The organism is Steroidobacter sp., from assembly GCF_036402275.1.
Classification (GTDB): domain Bacteria; phylum Pseudomonadota; class Gammaproteobacteria; order Steroidobacterales; family Steroidobacteraceae; genus Steroidobacter.
On record NZ_DASWTF010000033.1, the window covers coordinates 243,598 to 261,131 of the forward strand.

At 62.9% G+C, this 17,534-nt stretch carries 15 protein-coding genes; 6 read left to right on the forward strand and 9 right to left on the reverse strand.

Going from position 1 to position 17,534, the window contains the following annotated elements; genetic code table 11:
- Positions 1-261: 261 nt before the first annotated feature.
- The 5 genes from VGD45_RS16590 to VGD45_RS16610 all read right to left on the reverse strand — a co-directional run bounded on the left by VGD45_RS16590 (position 262) and on the right by VGD45_RS16610 (position 7,631).
- Complete coding sequence (locus tag VGD45_RS16590) at positions 262-3,393, reverse strand: efflux RND transporter permease subunit (protein WP_331156442.1); 3,132 nt, start codon at positions 3,391-3,393, stop codon at positions 262-264.
- The gene (locus tag VGD45_RS16595) at positions 3,390-4,472 is read right to left on the reverse strand and encodes an efflux RND transporter periplasmic adaptor subunit (RefSeq protein WP_331156443.1); all 1,083 of its coding nucleotides are present in this window, start codon (positions 4,470-4,472) and stop codon (positions 3,390-3,392) included. Before VGD45_RS16595 ends, VGD45_RS16590 begins: the two co-directional genes overlap by 4 nt.
- A gap of 190 nt (positions 4,473-4,662) precedes the next feature.
- Positions 4,663-5,616, reverse strand: coding sequence for a cysteine synthase A (gene cysK, locus VGD45_RS16600; RefSeq protein WP_331156444.1), 954 nt, complete (start codon positions 5,614-5,616; stop codon positions 4,663-4,665).
- 87 nt (positions 5,617-5,703) lie between these two features.
- Positions 5,704-6,798 (reverse strand): class III poly(R)-hydroxyalkanoic acid synthase subunit PhaC, encoded by a 1,095-nt coding sequence (gene phaC, locus VGD45_RS16605; RefSeq protein ID WP_331156445.1) that lies wholly within the window; start codon positions 6,796-6,798, stop codon positions 5,704-5,706.
- Complete coding sequence (locus tag VGD45_RS16610) at positions 6,795-7,631, reverse strand: poly(R)-hydroxyalkanoic acid synthase subunit PhaE (RefSeq protein ID WP_331156446.1); 837 nt, start codon at positions 7,629-7,631, stop codon at positions 6,795-6,797. Before VGD45_RS16610 ends, phaC begins: the two co-directional genes overlap by 4 nt.
- A 216-nt stretch (positions 7,632-7,847) precedes the next feature.
- Between VGD45_RS16610 and phaR the strand changes: the two genes are divergently transcribed.
- Both phaR and VGD45_RS16620 read left to right on the forward strand, forming a co-directional pair.
- Complete coding sequence (phaR, locus tag VGD45_RS16615) at positions 7,848-8,372, forward strand: polyhydroxyalkanoate synthesis repressor PhaR (RefSeq protein WP_331156447.1); 525 nt, start codon at positions 7,848-7,850, stop codon at positions 8,370-8,372.
- Between the two features lie 8 nt (positions 8,373-8,380).
- On the forward strand, positions 8,381-9,844 hold the full coding sequence (locus tag VGD45_RS16620) for a glycogen synthase (RefSeq protein WP_331156448.1): 1,464 nt from the start codon (positions 8,381-8,383) through the stop codon (positions 9,842-9,844).
- On the opposite strand, the gene VGD45_RS16625 is transcribed toward VGD45_RS16620, so the two are convergent.
- Together VGD45_RS16625 and glgC are read right to left on the reverse strand one after the other, a co-directional pair.
- On the reverse strand, positions 9,834-10,304 hold the full coding sequence (locus tag VGD45_RS16625) for an LEA type 2 family protein (protein ID WP_331156449.1): 471 nt from the start codon (positions 10,302-10,304) through the stop codon (positions 9,834-9,836). The two genes, VGD45_RS16620 and VGD45_RS16625, sit on opposite strands and share 11 nt — an antisense overlap.
- Positions 10,305-10,420: 116 nt before the next feature.
- Positions 10,421-11,680 carry a glucose-1-phosphate adenylyltransferase gene (gene glgC, locus VGD45_RS16630; protein ID WP_349263299.1) on the reverse strand — a complete coding sequence of 420 codons (1,260 nt, stop codon included), beginning with the start codon at positions 11,678-11,680 and terminating at the stop codon, positions 10,421-10,423.
- A 273-nt stretch (positions 11,681-11,953) separates the two neighbouring features.
- Between glgC and VGD45_RS16635 the strand changes: the two genes are divergently transcribed.
- The 4 genes from VGD45_RS16635 to VGD45_RS16650 are packed head-to-tail and all read left to right on the forward strand — an operon-like array spanning position 11,954 to position 16,300.
- Entirely contained in the window at positions 11,954-12,655 is a 702-nt protein-coding gene (locus VGD45_RS16635) for a hypothetical protein (RefSeq protein WP_331156451.1), read from the forward strand.
- A complete protein-coding gene (locus tag VGD45_RS16640) occupies positions 12,652-13,161 on the forward strand; it encodes a DUF192 domain-containing protein (RefSeq protein WP_331156452.1) in 510 nt (169 codons plus the stop codon). The genes VGD45_RS16635 and VGD45_RS16640 overlap by 4 nt, the downstream gene beginning before the upstream one ends.
- Positions 13,162-13,179: 18 nt before the next feature.
- Positions 13,180-14,484: an aspartyl/asparaginyl beta-hydroxylase domain-containing protein gene (locus VGD45_RS16645; RefSeq protein WP_331156453.1), complete on the forward strand. Its 1,305-nt coding sequence runs from the start codon at positions 13,180-13,182 to the stop codon at positions 14,482-14,484.
- Positions 14,485-14,494: 10 nt separating this feature from the next.
- The gene (locus tag VGD45_RS16650; protein WP_331156454.1) at positions 14,495-16,300 is read left to right on the forward strand and encodes a tetratricopeptide repeat protein; all 1,806 of its coding nucleotides are present in this window, start codon (positions 14,495-14,497) and stop codon (positions 16,298-16,300) included.
- Here VGD45_RS16650 and VGD45_RS16655 read toward each other — a convergent pair.
- Together VGD45_RS16655 and VGD45_RS16660 are read right to left on the reverse strand one after the other, a co-directional pair.
- Positions 16,293-16,808: a hypothetical protein gene (locus VGD45_RS16655; protein ID WP_331156455.1), complete on the reverse strand. Its 516-nt coding sequence runs from the start codon at positions 16,806-16,808 to the stop codon at positions 16,293-16,295. The genes VGD45_RS16650 and VGD45_RS16655 overlap by 8 nt on opposite strands.
- A complete protein-coding gene (locus VGD45_RS16660) occupies positions 16,805-17,506 on the reverse strand; it encodes an alpha/beta hydrolase family esterase (protein ID WP_331156456.1) in 702 nt (233 codons plus the stop codon). The genes VGD45_RS16655 and VGD45_RS16660 overlap by 4 nt, the downstream gene beginning before the upstream one ends.
- Positions 17,507-17,534: the final 28 nt, after the last annotated feature.

Consider the following 17,534-nt stretch of genomic DNA (forward strand, 5'->3'; position numbering starts at 1 on the left):
TGAATTACAAAATATTTAGGGAACGAGGTGCGCTGACCGTGGTCTCATACACCGTCCTCCTGCGAGAGTGGTTGTGAGCCGCTCTGGGACAAGAAGCCGGTATGTGTTGCAGCCTACCGGCTTTTTTTCGGGCGCCGGATCGGGGCTCCTGCCCCGCCCGACGCGGCGATTTGGCAAAAGGCGTGACTTTTGCCGCTCGCCCGCCGCCGGAGGGCGGCGGGTACATCCCTGTACCTGGGGCGGCTATTCCAATCGTTTGTTTTATCTTTCGGCGTCCGGTGCAGGCAGTTGTTTGCTGCTTGCCGAGCGGAGGCGCTCGATCATCTGGCTGATGTACTCCGGCGACTGGGTGTTGCGCGCGACGAAGGCGTAGACGACTGGAACCACGTACAGCGTCAGCAATAACGAGAACGTGACTCCGTAGACGATCACCGATCCGATGGTGCTGCGGCTCTCCGCGCCGGCGCCTGAGGCGACCAGCAGGGGCACCGCGCCGAATACCGTACACAGACTGGTCATCAACACCGGCCGCAAGCGGATGGCCGACGATTCGATGATGGCCTCGACGAACTCGACGCCGCGGTCGCGCAGCTGGTTGGCGAACTCCACGATCAAGATGCCGTTCTTGGCCGCGAGGCCAATGAGCATGATGCAACCGATCTGGCTGTAGACGTTGATCGACCGATCCGTCATCCACAGTCCGAGCAACGCGCCAGCCACCGCCAGCGGCACCGTCATCATGATGATCATCGGATGGCGGAAACTTTCGAACTGCGCCGCCAGCACCAGGAACACGATCACCAGCGCCAGCATGAAGGTGATGTACAACGCGTCGCCCGAGCGCTTGAACTCGCGCGACTCGCCGTCGTAATTGATCACCGCATGAGGCGGCAGCTCGGTGCGGATCAGATTCTCCATGTAGTCGAGCGCTTCGCCGAGCGAATAGCCGGGCGTCAGATTGGCGGACAGCTTGACCGAGCGCAGCCGGTTGAAACGCTTCAGCTCGATCGGACCGGCCGTCTCTTCCACGGTGACCAGATTGGACAGCGGCACCAGCTGACGCGTCGTCGCCGAGCGCACATAGATGTTCGTCAGATCGCTGGTGGTCGCGCGGTCCGTATCCTTGGCCTGCAGGATGACGTTGTACTGCTCGCCCCGATCCAGATACGTCGTCACGATGCGCGAGCCCATCATTGTTTCCAGCGTTCGTCCCACGGCGGTGAGCGACACGCCGAGGTCACCGGCGCGATTGCGATCCACCGAGACACGGATCTGCGGCTTGCGTGCGTAGTAATCCGATTCGAGGTTGGTGAGGCCGGGATTCTCGGCCGCCTTGGCGAGAATGATGTCTCGCCACCGGGTCAACTCCTCATAGTCGCTGCCACCGAGCACGATCTGCACGGGATTTCCCGAGCCGCCGACACCGAGTCCGCCGGGAGTGCCGACGTTCACCCGCACGCCGACCAAATTGGACAGTCGCTCGCGCAAGCGCGCAGCGATCTGCATCGCTGACTCGGAACGCTCGTTCCATTCGCTCAGGTTCAAAGAAACGAAGCCCGAGTTCACGTCGCTGCCGCCGCCAAAATTGTTACTGCGCGCGTTGAAGCGACGCACGTTGCCTCGCTCCACTTCCTCGAGCGCCACTTCCTCGACCTGCCGCAGATAACGATCCAGATACTGCAGGCTCGAACCTTCCGGAGCGGTGATGCGAATGAAGACGCGCTGGCGGTCCTCGGTCGGCGCGTATTCGGAAGGCAGATTCTTGAACAGGATGAACACCAGAGCGAACGCCAGCGCACCCGCCACGACGACGATCGCGGGCGAGGCCACCGCGCGACGCAAGCTGCGCTCGTACGCGCTCGACAGCCACTGGAAAAAGCGATCGACTGCATGCGCCACACGCCCGCGCACGATGCCGCTGGCAAAAATTTTCGAGCACATCATCGGCACCAGCGTCAGCGACACGAGCGCCGAGATGCCGATGGCCGCCGCGATGGTGATGCCGAATTCGCCGAACAGCCGGCCGATGTTGCCGGGCATGAACGAGATCGGCACGAACACCGCCATCAACACCAGCGTCGTGGCGATGACCGCGAAACCGATCTCACGACTGCCATCCACGGCGGCGAGCAACGGCGCTTCGCCCAACTCCATGCGACGCACGATGTTCTCGAGCACCACGATGGCATCGTCGACGACCAGGCCGATGGCGAGCACCGCGCCGAGCAGTGTCAGCACGTTGACGGAGAAGCCGAACATCGCCATCACGACGCAGGCAGCGATGATGGACACCGGAATGGTCACCGCGGGGATGATGGTGGCGCGCACGGTGCCGAGGAACAGATAGATCACCACCAGCACCAGCAGCAGCGCGACGACCAACGCGTGCTCCACCTCGTAGATCGACTTGTCGACGAACACCGAGTCGTCGATGCTGATGTCCAACACCAGATCGGCGGGCAACGTCTTCTGGATCTCGGCCATCTCCGCGTACACGCCCTTGGAAACATCGAGCACGTTGGCAGTGGACTGGGGCACGATGCCGAGACTCACGCCCGACTTGCCGTCGGTGCGGGCCAATGAGCGCAGATCCTCCGCGGCGACTTCGACCGTCGCGACTTCACCGAGTCGCACCAGATAACCGTCGACGCCGCGACCGATCACGAGCTGCCGAAAATCGTCGGCAGAGCGGAATCCGGTGTCCGTGCGCAGCGTGAACTCGCGTTCCAACGATTCGATGCGCCCGGCGGGCAATTCGACGTTTTCCTCGCGTAGCGAATCTTCAACGTCCTGGACCGTCAGTTGGCGCGCGGCCAGCGCCTTGCGATCCAGCCACACGCGCATCGCGTAGCGACGCTCGCCACCGACCCGAATGGTCGCCACGCCGGGCACCACCGACAGCCGATCGACGAGGTAGCGATCCGCATAGTCGGTCAGCTCCAATTGGTTCCGCGTGGCGCTGGTCAACGCCAGCCACATGACCGGCTCGGAGGATGTATCGACCTTCGCGACCTGCGGCGGATCGGCCTCCTCCGGCAGTTGCCGCACTACTCGCGCGACACGATCGCGCACATCGTTCGCCGCCGATTCGATGTCACGATCCAGCGCGAATTCGATGGAGATGCGCGAGCGCTCATCGAAGCTGGAGGAGCGCAACGTCTCGACGCCTTCCAGGCCCGCGATCTGATTCTCGATGACCTGCGTGATCTTCGATTCGATGACCGCGGCGGACGCGCCCCGATACACGGTGTCGATGCTGACCACCGGTGGCTGAACGTTCGGCGTCTCACGCACGGTGAGCCGGCCCAACGCCATCAAACCGATGATGGTCATCAGCATGCTGATGACCATCGCGAACACCGGACGGCGGACCGAAACCTCGGAAAGAATCATGAGGCGACCTGCGGGGCGGACTCGGTCCGCGTAGCCACCGGCGTACCGTCGTGCAAGTTCAGCGTGCCGTCGATCACGACCGTGTCTTTTTCTGTCACGCCTGTGAGGATCTCCACTTCGCCGGGGCGACGCCGGCCGATCTTGATCTCACGCTTGCGCGCTCGGCCGTCGGCTACCACGAACACGAAATGCTTGCTGTCCTCGGGAACGATGGCGCTCTCAGGCAGCATCAGCGCCATGCCAGCTTTGCGCACGAGTTGCAGCGTCATGAACATGCCGGGACGCAAGCGGTGATCCTTGTTGTCGATCAAGGCACGCACCACGATGGCGCGAGTGGTGGGATCGACGCGCGTGTCGACGCTGTCGACGCGCCCTTTGAACGTCGTGTTGGGATAAGCGGTGGTCTGCGCCTCGACGGTGAGCCCGGGCTTGAGACTGGAAAGAAACAATTCCGGCACGGCGAAGTCGAGCTTCACGATGCTCAGATCGTCGAGCGTGGTGATCACCCCGCCAGGGCTGACCAGCGAGCCCAGACTGACATTGCGCAGACCGACCCGGCCGTCGAACGGAGCTCGGATGAGTCGATCGTTGAGTCGCGAGCGGGCGGCAGCAACGCGAGCCTGATTCGCGAGCATGGTGGCTTCGAGCTGATCGAGCTGCGCTTCCGACAACGCACGCGTCTGGAACAGCTCCTTACTGCGTTTGAACTGACTGCGACTGTCGCGCTCGGCCGCTTCGGCGGCCGCCAGATCGGCGCGCGCTTCTTCGTTGTCCAGTTCGACCAGCACCTCGCCCTTGCGAACCTGCTTGCCTTCCTCGAAATGAATCGCGGCGACCCGATCGGCGACCTTCGCCGTGATGTCGACGGACTCCTTGGCGCGCACGGTGCCGAGCGCTTCGACTTCGAGCGCGAAGTCCTTGAGCTTGGGCTGAGCCGTCGTGACCGGCACTTCGCGCGGGCCGCCGGCGCGGCCGCCCTTGTTCCCTTTGGAATTCGTACCGGAATCCGTACAGGCGCCCATCCCGAGCACGAGCGCGAGGAGCAGCAGAGACAGACGAGGGATGTGCTTGGGATTCACGAACCCGCCACAGTTTGATCGCCAGGAGAGCCGGTCATTCTCCCAGCTGCACTGCAGCTTGTCTGCGCAACAGTTATGCGAAATGGGCGGGCGCCGTCGTGAACGTTGCAAAAAATCGCTAAAACAAGGACCTGCGACCGCGGACCGGAAATCCGATCCGCGGCGTCAGCTTACAAAATTGTCAGATAACTCAGATGACCGTCGCCGGCTCCGCATCCGACGCGTCGGGAATGCCTTCGAACAGCACCGTCGACAGATAGCGCTCGGCTGTGTCGGGCAGCATCGCGAGAATCACCGAGCCTTGCGGCGCCTTCTGCGCGACCTTCAGCGCCGCGGCCACAGTGCCGCCGGCCGAGATGCCGCAGAAGATGCCTTCCTTCGCCGCGAGCTGACGCGCCGTCTGAATGGCTTCGTCATCGGTCACCGGCAGGATCTCGTCGGCCACTTCGCGATTCAGCACGGCCGGCACGAAGTCCGGGGTCCAGCCCTGAATCTTGTGGGGTTTGAATTCGCCACCCGCCAGCAACGAAGCGCCGGCCGGCTCGGTCGCGATGATTTTCACATCGGGGCGCGCCTTTTTGATCATCTCGCCGGCGCCAGTGAGCGTGCCGCCCGTGCCCCAGCCGGTGACCCAGAAATCGAGCCGGCGACCGGCGAAGTCGCTGAGGATTTCCGGGCCCGTGGTGTTGCGGTGATATTCGGGGTTGGCCTGGTTCTCGAACTGCCGCGCCAGGAACCAGCCATGCTTGTCGGCGAGCTCTTGCGCCTTGCGCACCATGCCCGAGCCGCGCTCGGCGGCGGGCGTGAGAATCACTTTCGCGCCGAGCATGCGCATGATCTTGCGACGCTCGACCGAGAACGTCTCGACCATGACGGCGACGAACGGGTAACCCTTGGCCGCGCACACCATGGCCAGGGCGATGCCGGTGTTGCCGGACGTGGCTTCGACCACCGTCTGTCCCGGCTTCAACGTGCCGCGACGCTCGGCGTCCTCGATGATGGCGATGGCGAGACGATCCTTCACCGACGACAGCGGATTGAAGAACTCGCACTTGGCGTACATCGTCACGTGCGCGGGCGCCAGCCGATTGATTTTGACGATGGGCGTGCGTCCGATGGTGCCGAGGATGTTGTCGTAGATCATGGCTGGAACTACAGGTTATTGGGAGGGAGCGGCAGATTGCGCGCGGGCCCGGATGCCGTCAACAACCCTTTGGAATGTGGGGATTCCCTAACTTTGGTCACGCTCGCGTAACCAGCCGGCAATTTTGTCCGGGATCTCCCGCTGCGCGGTGCCGCTCACGTAAATACCGATGTGACCACCGCGGAATTCGTGGGTGCTGTAGTCCCTGCTGCCGGTCAGTTGCTCCAGCGGCTTGCTGCTGGAGGGCGGCACCAGATGATCTTGCGTGGCATAGATATTCAGCAGCGGCATCCCAATCTGCTTCAGGTCCACTTTGCGGCCGCCGATGGTCAGCGTGCCGTCCTTGAGGCGGTTCTGTTTGACGAACAGCGTCAGGAACTGACGGAACATTTCGCCCGCCTGGTCGGGGCTGTCGAAGATCCACTTTTCCATGCGCAGGAAATTCTCCAGCGTCGCGCCGCTGGTCTTGGCATCGTTGAGCTGATGCAACAGGTCGACGTATTTCTGGCTGTTCAGCCGGAACGGCATCAGGCTCACGAACAGTGCATTGAGCGCCTCGCCGGAAACATTGCCGGTGGCGGCGACCAGCGCATCGACGTCCACGTGCCTCGACCACTTGGTCAGCAGGTTCTCCGGCGTATGAAAATCCACCGGCGTGACCATGGTGATGAGATTGCGCAGCCGCTGTGGATACAAGGCCGCGTAACACAAGCTCATGGTGCCGCCCTGACACACGCCGAGCAGATTGATCTGCTCATGACCGCTGGTCCGGCGCACGAAGTCCACACAGTGCGGCAAATAACGCGTCACGTAGTCTTCGAGCGCGAGATAGCGATCGGCGCCGTCGGGATAACCCCAATCGATCAGATAAACATCGACGCCCCGCTGCAACAGACCGCGAATCAACGAGCGATCGGTCTGCAGATCCATCATGTAAGGCCGATTGACCAGCGCGTAACAGACCAGCACCGGCGTGCGCACTCGCAATTCGGGCGCGACGACTTCGGACGGCCGATAGCGATATAACGTCACTTTGTCTTCGCTGAAGACCGCGTCTTTCGCCGAGCAGCCGATGGTGACTTCACCCGCGTTCGCCAGAGCCGCCAGTCCCTGCGACATGCGCCGCATGAAGTCGCCGGTGACCGCGGCAAGCTCGGAAGAGCCTGGAGTGGATTCGCTCATGATCGTTCCTCGCCGCGCGCCTCGGCCAACTGCGCTTCCAGCGTAGCCACGCGCTCACGCAACTCGCGCATTTGCTTGTGCACGGTATTCAACTCGGAGCGCGTCGGCAGATCGAACTGTTTCAACAGGCGTTCGAGCATGGCCTGCTGGCCGGCGCGCAAACGAATGGCGGCGTTGCCGAGCTGCGCCTGCAATTTGCAGTAGGGCTCGCTGTGCGCGACTTGTGAGAAAACTTTCTCGCCGCACTCGACCCATAAGTTATAAAGCTCGCGATACTCGCCGACGCCGCCCACGGCGCCTTCGGTGCCTTGCGCCTTGCGCTCGCGAATCAGACGCTCGAGCATCGTCAGCGCATCCGTCTGAACCTTGGTCCACACGGTGCGCAACTCTTGTTCGAGCTGGTGATACTCGGCCTGTGCAGCCATGAGCTCGCGCCACGCTTCGGTCTGCTCGCGGGCCAGGCCAAGCGCCGGCAATCGCGAGATCAAATCGGCGAACTGACGCGTCGCGCCTTCGCCCGCAGTGGCGGCGCCAGCCCAGGCGCCCTGCCAGGCATTGAGCATGTCCTCGCCGAATTTGAGTGGCGGCTCGCCAGCCGCCGCTCCGGCCGCGCTTCGCTGCGCGAATTGCTGCCAGCCTTGCAAATACGCCTGCCCTGCTTCCAACCAGCGCATGCCGATGTCGCGAACCTGATCCGAAACCTTGTCCCCGCTGGCGCTACCGGTGGCGGGATCCGCACTGCTGCTCGGCATACCTGCACGCCGCAGCTGCTCGCGCTGCTGCTCGATCCATGCCTGGATCCAGTCGGATCCGTCGTTTGTCGACTCGGTCATTGCCGCTTCCCGCCGTTCATCGGCCCGGCATTATGACCTGCGCGAGGAGCGAATCGATGGGGTCGCCTCGCTTGAGCGCCTCTGGGGTGCAATGCGTGTTGCACCGCCAAATGCGCGTCGTTACAGTAGCCCGCCGCCGGCGCCGGGGATCTCGGCCGCGGGTCGCATTGTTGTATTCCATGCCGGGCTGCGCGCCAAAAGCCTGTCGAGCTGAGCATGAGCGAAGAACGACTGATTAAAAAATATGCGAACCGGCGCCTGTACGACGCCGCGCAGAGTCGTCACATCACCATCGACGATATCCGCAACATGGTGATTGCCGGCACGCGGGTCAAGGTGATCGAGGACAAGAGCAACGAGGACATCACGCGCCTGGTGTTGCTGCAAGTGATCGCCGACCAGGAACAATTCGGCCGGCCCATTCTTTCGACCTCATTGCTCGAATCGATGATCCGCTTCTACGGCAACTCCATGCAGAGCCACTTCAGCAGCTACCTGGAAAAAAGCGTCGAGACCTTCATCCGACAGCAGGAGGTCATGGCGCGGACTCTGAACAACGGCAGCGCCAGCAACGGGGTCAATCCCATCGCCGAGCTGGCCCGGCAGAATCTCGAATTGTGGGCCAAGATGCAGGAAACCCTGCTGGCCACCTTCGCGCCGCCGCGCGACACTGCCAAGGACAAGACCGGCAAGCCTGGCAGTAAAAACAACACGCCCGACAGCGGCGACGACCCGTCCTGACTTTCCGCATGCCTTTGAAAATTTGTTTCGTCGCGTCGGAAATCGCGCCGCTGGCCAAAACCGGCGGTCTCGCCGACGTCGCCGGCGTGCTGCCGCGTCATCTGCACGAGCTCGGGCACGACGTTCGTGTGTTCATGCCGTTGTATTCAACCATGAGCAACGGCGCGGTCCATCACGCTCCCACGCTGGACAATGCGCGCCAGGTGCCCTTGGCGCTGGGCCCGCATCGCTACACATTTTCCCTGCTCGAATCGCAGCTGCCGAATTCGTCGGTGCCGCTGTATCTAGTGCACTGTCCGGAAGTCTACGATCGGCCTTCGCTCTACACTTCGGGCGTGGACGAGCACCTCCGCTTTCTGGTGCTGCAACGAGCGGCGCTGGACGGCTGTCAGCGCATGGGCTTCGCGCCCGACGTCATGCATTGCAACGACTGGCACACGGCACTCATGCCGATGATGCTCAAGAGCGTGTACGCCTGGGACGGTTTGTTTGCGAACACGCGCTCGGTGCTGTCGATTCATAACATCGGCTATCAAGGCATCTTTTCCGCCGGCACGACTTACGACATCGGCGGCGAGGTGCGACACCTGGTGTCGCCTGAAACATTGGCGGGCGGCGCGTTCAACTGGTTGCGCGAAGGAGTCCGGCACGCGGATCGGGTCACCACGGTGAGCCCGACTTACGCGCAGGAGATTTGCAGCCCCATCGGCGGTCACGGGCTCGACGGCGCGCTACGTGCGCGAGCCGATGGCGTCGTCGGCATTCTGAACGGTGTCGACTACAGCGAGTGGAATCCGGCCACCGACCGGTATTTGAAACATCACTTCTCGCCGCAGGATCTGTCCGGCAAGCTGGCCACCAAGCGCTCCCTGCTGGATTGGTTGAATCTCTCGGTCAGCGACAGCGCGCCCATGATGGGTATCGTGTCGCGCATGACGGTGCAGAAAGGTTTCGATCTGCTGTTCGACTCGCTGCCGCACATTCTGGCGACGCGCGACATGAGCCTGGTGGCGCTGGGCAGCGGCGAGCCGCACTACGAAGGTTTTTTCGTGGGCCTACAGCAGCGCTTCCCGGATCGAGTGGTGTTCCATCGCGGCTATCACGAGGAACTGGCGCATCTGATCGAAGCGGCGAGCGATATGTTTCTAATGCCGTCGCAGTACGAGCCGTGCGGCCTGAATCAGATGTACAGCCTGAAGTACGGCACGGCGCCCATCGTCCGCCGCACCGGCGGCCTCGCCGACTCGGTGCAGATGTGGGATCCGGCGACCCGCCAGGGCACGGGCGTCGTGTTCAACGACTTCGACGTCCCGGCGGTGACCTGGGCCATCCACACGGCGCTGGATTTCTTCAAGGATCAGGACGGCTGGCGGCAGCTCATGCGCAACGGCATGGCCCAGGATTTTTCCTGGGACAAGCAGACCGGCGAGTACGTGAGACTCTATCGAGACCTCACCGGCATCACTTCATGACGTCGAGGTTGACGCTGCCGGTTTCGTTGAACGGAATCTTTTTCAGAAACCGGATGTCGGTGAGCAGCTTGCCCTCGACCGTGTAATTCACCTGCGTGCGGCCATTCAGCCGCGACAGCAGTCGCCCGATGCCGCTCACGAAATTGGTCCGTATCGTCATGTCGAAATCGGTCTCGCCGTTGGCCGGCACCGTGAACGGGCGCTTGAGCGTGCCTTTGGCGAAGCTATCGCCTTCCAGGAACACCTTGTAGTCCAGCCCGGTGATGGGCAACTCGCGATCGTTCGGATTCTCGATGTTGACGCGAATCAGGAACTGCTGATTGAAAATGTCCGCCGAAGTCATGGCGACGCTCATCAGCGCCAACCGCGGCGCCTGCAACTCCGGACGCAAGACGCTGCAACTGCTGGCGGTGATGAGCAGCGCGAAGACCAGCGCGAAACGCGTAACGACCTTGTTCATCTATGCCCCCAGGGGAAACTGGGGGCGAAGAATAGCAGAGCCCGGGCCGGACTCCTGTGACGCACAACCGATCCGTGACCCGCGCCGGCTCAGGCCGGCTGCAGGGATTCCCTCTCTCAGCCTCGCTGCAATCGAGCCAGCATGTCCCTGGTGACCAGCGCGACGCCTGCCTCGCTCATGTAGAAGCGCCGGGCGTCGTCTTCGCGATTGACGCCGATCTGCGTGCCGGGCGGGACGACACTGCCGGTATCGACGATGGCGCGTTTGATCACGCTGCCCGCGCCGACCTTCACGTCGGGGAAGATCACGGACCGCTCTATGTAGCTGCGTTCCTCGACGCGCACGTTCGAGAACAGCAGCGACTGATTGACGGTGGCGCCGGAGATGATGCAGCCGCCGGACACCATAGAGTTGATGGCCACGCCACGTCGGCCGTCCTCGTCGAGCACGAACTTCGCGGGCGGGTACTGGCGCTGATAGGTCCAGATCGGCCAGTGCTCGTCGTAGATGTTCAGCTCGGGATTGACGTAGATCAGCTCCATGTTGGCGTCGTAGAACGCATCCACCGTCCCGACGTCGCGCCAGTAGTGTTGCACGCGGGTCTCGGTGTCGGTGAACGGGTACGCGATTACCTTATGAGTGCCGAGCGCGCCGGGAATGATATTGCGGCCGAAGTCGTGCGACGTATCAGACCGCTGAGCCTGTTCCTCGAGCAGCCGGTACAGCAGCGCGGCTTTGAATACATAAATGCCCATCGACCCGAGCGCCATGTGCTCGCGCCCCGGAATGCCCTCCGGCTCCTTGGGCTTTTCGGAAAATTTAGTGATGCGATAGTCCGGATCGACGCTCATCACGCCGAAAGAGCTCGCTTGCTCGCGCGGCACTTCGACCACGCCGACGGTGATGTCGGCGCGCTTGGCGACGTGCGACGCCAGCATCACGCCGTAATCCATCTTGTAGATGTGGTCGCCCGCCAGCACCAGCACGTGCTTGGGGTTGTGCAGTTTGATGATCTGCAGGTTCTGATACAGCGAGTCGGCGGTGCCGCGGTACCAGAAATCGCCCATTTGCTGCTGGGCCGGGATGATCTCGACGAACTCGCCGAACTCGCCCCGCAGATAGCCCCAACCGCGCTGGATGTGCTGAATCAGCGAGTGAGCCTTGTACTGGGTCATTACCTGAATGCGCCGGATGCCGGAATTCACGCAGTTCGACAGCACGAAATCGATGATGCGGAATTTGCCGCCGAACGGGGTGGCGGGCTTGCATCGAAAATCGGTCAAGTGTTTCAAACGTTCGCCGCGGCCGCCGGCCATGATGACGGCCAGGGTATTGCGCGTGATGCGACTGACGTAACGGCGCGTCCGGATCTGCATCTCGCCGTTGCGTCGGGCCAGATCTTCCCTCGATCGAGCGGGCTCTGCTCTATCGTCCATATCCGCAATTCTCGTTTCTCGTAGGGCGGCCCCGTCGGCACGCGGCCCGTCCCTGAAGTTGGCCGACTTCAGTGTCGGCGAAGACCTCCGCCGCTTGCCTGCAGGGCGCAGCTTCGGCATTGTGGGTTGCTCGCCATCCCGATAAGGACCGGGACGGCGAGGTTCCGGCGCTACAGTCTGCCGGAACCCCTCATCGAGAGTAAGCATACCCGCATGCTGCAACGGTTCAGTGACGACGTCGTTTTCCCGCTCAGACATGTCGGAGCCTCCTCGCAGTTTGCGAGCCGGCTTCGGTGCCTGCCCGCAATAACGATCTGGTGGTTAACGTTGGGAGTGACCTGCAAGGTCCATGCTCAGCCGCCGGTTGCGGAAGATGACAACGCTAGTAGCGCGGCCGCCCCTGCCGCATGCCTGCCGGACGGCCGTGGCTACCTCAAGGCGCGCCTCTCCGGCGCGGTGCAAGCAGAGCTGGTTTGGGGCAACGACGGCATGGAATGCACTGGCGCCGTGCGCCCGGACGGCGGTCTGCGAATTCGTTTCAGCCATCCGGACGGCAGCGAAGGCGGCCGGCTGGTGCTGCTGTTCGGCGTGGCCGGCCTGCGTGAAGGCCAGTCGGCCAAGACGCTGCCAGTCAATGTGACGGTGATACGAGAAGGCCAAGGCGAGTTTTACAGCACGCAGGGAGATAACAAATGCACCCTGGACGAGGTCGCGCAGCAGCCCATCACCGGTATACCGCACCGCTCGCGATCGTACCGAATTTCCGCCCGTGGATTTTGTACGGGACCCGCGCGGGCGGTGAACGGCAAAGGCGCAGTGATGCTCTCGCGCTTTGACTACGTGGGTCGCGTGGATTTCGATGAGCAGGATACGGAACAGCCCGAAGACAAGATGATGGCAGTGAACCAACCATGACGCAGCGTGCAAAGTACCTCCGTGCCTTTTTCGCCGCGGCGGCGTCGTTCTGGCTGGCGGTCAGCCATGCGCCAGTAGCCCGGGCGGATGAGGCCACAGCGCAGCTCGATCAGTATTTCCGCCGTTCGACACTGCAGATCGCGACGCCCGACGCGCGCCTTCACAAATTCGACGTGTGGATCGCCGACGACGATGCACGCCGTGCGCGCGGCCTGATGTTCGTCACCAAGATGCCCGATCAACAGGGAATGCTCTTCATCTACGACAAGTCACAACCGGTGGCCATGTGGATGAAGAACACGCACATCCCGCTCGACATGCTGTTTGTCCGCGCCGATGGCCGCGTCGAGCGCGTGGTTGAAAGCACCACGCCCATGTCGACCAAAACCATCGAATCGGGCGCGCCCGTGCTGGCCGTGATCGAGCTCAACGCAGGCGTCGCCAAACGCAATAACATCAAGGCGGGCGCTCAGGTCATTCACCCGGCGTTCACGACCGCCCCGTGACGCCATGACATAAACGCCATGACGCAGGCTCAGGTCGATCCGGCCGAAGTGCAGTCCTGGATCCAGCAGGCCGAGCAGGCTTTGCAGTCCGGTAACCGGCCGCAGGCCGAAGCGTTGATGGCTCGTGTGCGGAGCGCCGCGCCGGAACATCCGGCCATCCTGAACGCCACCGCCGTCGGCGAGATGCAAAGAGGCAACTGGGCCAGCGCACGCTCGCTGCTGGAACGTGCGGTCGCCCAGGAGCCCGCGAACACCCGGCTGTGGATGAATCTTGCCGCCGCGCTACGTGGCCTCGCGCTCGATGCAGATGAGATGCGAGCCTTGGAGCGCGTGCTGGAAACCGAGCCGCGGCACCTGGCTGCTCTGCTGCAGAAGGGCGCCCTGTTGGAGCGGCAGGGCAAACCCAAAGCGGCGGCCAAGGTCTATCACAACGCGTTGCAGACCCTTTCGGCCAACACCCAGCTGCCGATCCAGCTACGCACGATGGTGCAGAGAGCGATCGATGTCACCAATGCGAACGATGCGGCTCTGGCAGATCATCTGGCGACACAGCTGCGCGAGCTGCGCCAGGAACACGCGGACGAAGATCAGTCACGCTTCGATCACTGCATCGACAGCTTCGTACACCGCCGACGCATCTACACGCCCCGACCGACGTTCCTGTGCTTCCCCAAGCTTCCGGCGCTGGAGTTCTATCCACGTGACCTGTTCCCGTGGCTCAGCGTCGTCGAAACGGCCACAGACAGCATTCGCGCCGAGTTCGAACGCATCTTCGCGGAAGATGCGGACCGGCTCGAACCCTATGTCGCCTATCCCAAAGGTCGGCCTCTGGATCAGTGGGCGGAGTTGAATCATTCGCGCAAGTGGAGCGTTTTCTATTTGTGGCGCGACGGCGCGCCACAGCACGAGCATCTGGAACGGTGTCCACGAACGGCCGAAATTTTGCAGCAGTTACCGATGCACGATGTGCCGGGTTTTGCGCCGACTGCGTTCTTCTCCATCCTCGACGCAAAATCCCACATCCCTGCACACACCGGCGTGACCAACACGCGCGTGATCACGCATGTGCCATTGATCATTCCCGAAGGTTGCCGGTTTCGTGTCGGCTCCGAAACGCGCGAATGGCGTCCCGGCGCCGCGTGGGTATTCGATGACAGCATCGAGCACGAAGCCTGGAACGACAGCGACGTGCCACGCGCCATCCTCATCTTCGACGTGTGGAATCCGTTCCTGTCCCCCGCCGAGCGCGCCCTGGTCAGCAAGGCAGTGCGCGAAATGAAACAGTACTATCAGGACGAGGCGCCCCTGAACGGCACGTTATGAGTTGAGTCGGATGAGCGCGGAGCTGGCCCGAGTCACGACCCTGGTGCGGCAAGGGAAACTCGCCGAGGCGGAAGTCTGCTGTCGTGACATCCTGACCCAGTCTCCGCGGCATGCGGCTGCCACTCACCTGCTGGGTCTGATTCGCAAGGACCGCGGCGATCTGCCCGATGGCGAACGCCTGCTGCGGGAGAGCATCGCGCTCGAACCGCGCCAACCCGAGTTCAAGGCCAATCTCGCCAACCTGCTCCGCCGGACCGGCCGACCAGCGCTGGCGGAGTCGCTCTATCGCGAGGCGCTGCAGCTCGCTCCCAATCAAAGCGGCGCGCGCGTGGGCCTGATCCGCGCGTTGAGCGATCAGGGCAAACATACGACTGCCGAAGCAGAGGCGCGCACGCTCGTGGCTGCAAACGAGCGTGACAGCACTGCGTGGTCGCTGTTGGCCATGACCCTGCGCGAACAGCTGCGACTGCCGGAGGCCGAACAGGCTTATCGACGAGCCGTTCAGGCGGCGCCCACCCAGCCGCATGCTTATCACAATCTCGGCTCGGTACTGACGCGCATGGATCGGGCCGAGGAAGCGCTGCAGGCGCTGGAGCAGGCTCAATCGCTGGGGCTGAGCGGCCTGGAGCTGGAAATGAACCGTGGCATTGCGCTCACGCAATTGCTCCGGCTCGATGACGCCGAGCGCGCCTTCCAACGCGCTGTCGCGCTGAACCCGTTGCACGGCGAAGCGCAGATCAATCTCGCGCGTGTGCGTTTCATGCGAGGCGATCCGGATTTTTCACGCACCCTCGCGGAGACCGCGACCGAGCGTTCGGATCCCGATCTGAAAATCCTGTTCAGCCTGTTGTTGCGACGGGCGGGTGACTTGCGGCGCGCCGAGTCCACGCTCCGCGATGCGATCCAACGACATGGCTCGACGCCCGATGCGTCCGCTGCTCTGGCCGAAGTACTGCTCGAAGGCGGTCAGCTCAAGGACGCGGAGACTTACGCGCTCGAAGCGGCCGGCGCGCGACCCGACGACCCGCGCTTCAGCGACATCCTGGTGTCGATCCTTCTGTCCCGAGGTCGCGCGCAAGACGCCCTGCCCTTCATCAAGCGGCAACGCGAGTTGAATCCATCGGTGCAGAGCTGGATCGCTTATGAAGCGACTGCGGCGCGCGTGCTCGGCGATCCGTTATATCAGGAGCTGTACGACTACAGCCGGCTGGTGCGCACTTATGACATCGAAGCACCGATAGGCTGGTCATCGATGCAAGAGTTGAATGCGGCGCTGTTACGTGCATTGGACACACGCCATCCCTTCGCGAAACATCCGCTCGATCAAAGTCTACGCAACGGCAGTCAGACGGCGCGCAACTTGCTGATCGAGTCCGACCCCGCGATCCGCGCCATCCTCGAAATCTTCCAGCTGCCATTGCAGGACTACCAGCAGCGGATCGGCGCCGATTCGAAACATCCCTTGAGCTCGCGCAACCAGGGGGCTGCCGACATTGTCGCCGCATGGTCGGTGCAACTGCGCCGAGAGGGTTATCACGTCAATCACGTGCACCCTCAGGGCTGGATCAGCTCGGCGTATTACGTCGCCGTTCCCGAAGAAGTGAAAGATGAGAGCTTGATGTCCGGTTGGCTCAAGTTCGGAGAGCCGCGCTTTGCCGTTCCCGGCGTCGGCCCCGAGGCCGTGGTGCAGCCACGCCCCGGTCGACTGGTGCTGTTTCCTTCGTACACGTGGCACGGAACCAATCCCATCCATGGCTCGGAGCCTCGCACGACCATCGCGTTCGACGCCGTGCCGCGCAAGCCACCGACTACTTGAGCCGCGTGACGTGCGTCGAGCGATTGCCGATGATCATGCGGTACGAGCCCAGCATTCCGGCATCGATCGTGACTTTATCGCCAGGCTTGGCGGCGAAGTAGCGCTCCTTGCGCTTCTGCGCCCAGACCTGGCCGTTGTCGAGCGTGATGACGAGCTCGCCATGCGGCTTCGACCATACGGCCGTGACCACCGCGGTCAGGCTCTCGATCGCCTCCTTGTCACGCGTCTGCTCTTGCTGCTCGTCGCTGCGCTGACGAGCGACCGCGCTGCCGGTGACGCCGAACTCATTTTTGGAATTCATCGCGGGAGCGGGCGCCGGCGAGACGGGCGCTCCTGATCTCTTGGCAGCGGCGACTGCGTCGTCATAACAAGCGAGGCGCCGCGCATCGTCACGCTCGTCAGCGCAGGCAACGACGCGTTCGGCGTCGAGGCGCTCCGCCGCGTTCGCTGCCTGCAGGGTCACGACCATCGCCGTCGCGAGGACGATACGTTGCAATTTGGTCGTCATGATCGATAAACCTTCAGCCAGTCCCAGGCGGCCTCGTTGACCTCCCGCGCCACGTTGCCGTAGCTGTGAGTGCGCCCCGGCAGGATCGTGAGGTTGGAGGGATGGCCGGCCTCCTGCAAGACCTCATATGTCTTACGGACATCGTGCAACCGAAAATACTCATCGCGCTCGCCGACGAAGATGGCGACCGGAATGGCGCGTCTGGCGTGAGGCACGGCGATGAATTCGTTCGGCTGGCGCCAGGCGCCCGCGTACACCGCCGTAGCCGCAAAATGTTCCGATTCCAGCATCGACAAGGTGAGCGCGAAAACAGCGCCACCGGAATAACCGAATAAATAAATACGACGGCGATCGATGGGATGCAGCCGCTCGACTTCATCGACCAGCGCGCGCATGAACTGAGGACCATCCGCCCGGATCTGCCATGCCGCCGGCTGCCGCGCCACCGGCGCGACCACCATCAGCCCAGCTGCGCCCGCTATCGGCATCCAGCTCTCGATCATGTCCTCCGCCCTGCCATGGGATCCGTGCAAGGCGAGCAGCAGCGGCGGCGGTGTGTCCGCGGACATCGCGGGCGAGTAGAGATAAAACGTGCGGCGTAACCCTGCCGCCTGGAACGTGTGTTTGCCGGTCTGTTCCGCCGCCGGAGCGGACGAGACGAACAACAGCAGCACGATGGCAAGCGAGCGGATCGTCATAACCCTGCCAAAAAAAGACGGCGGGCAT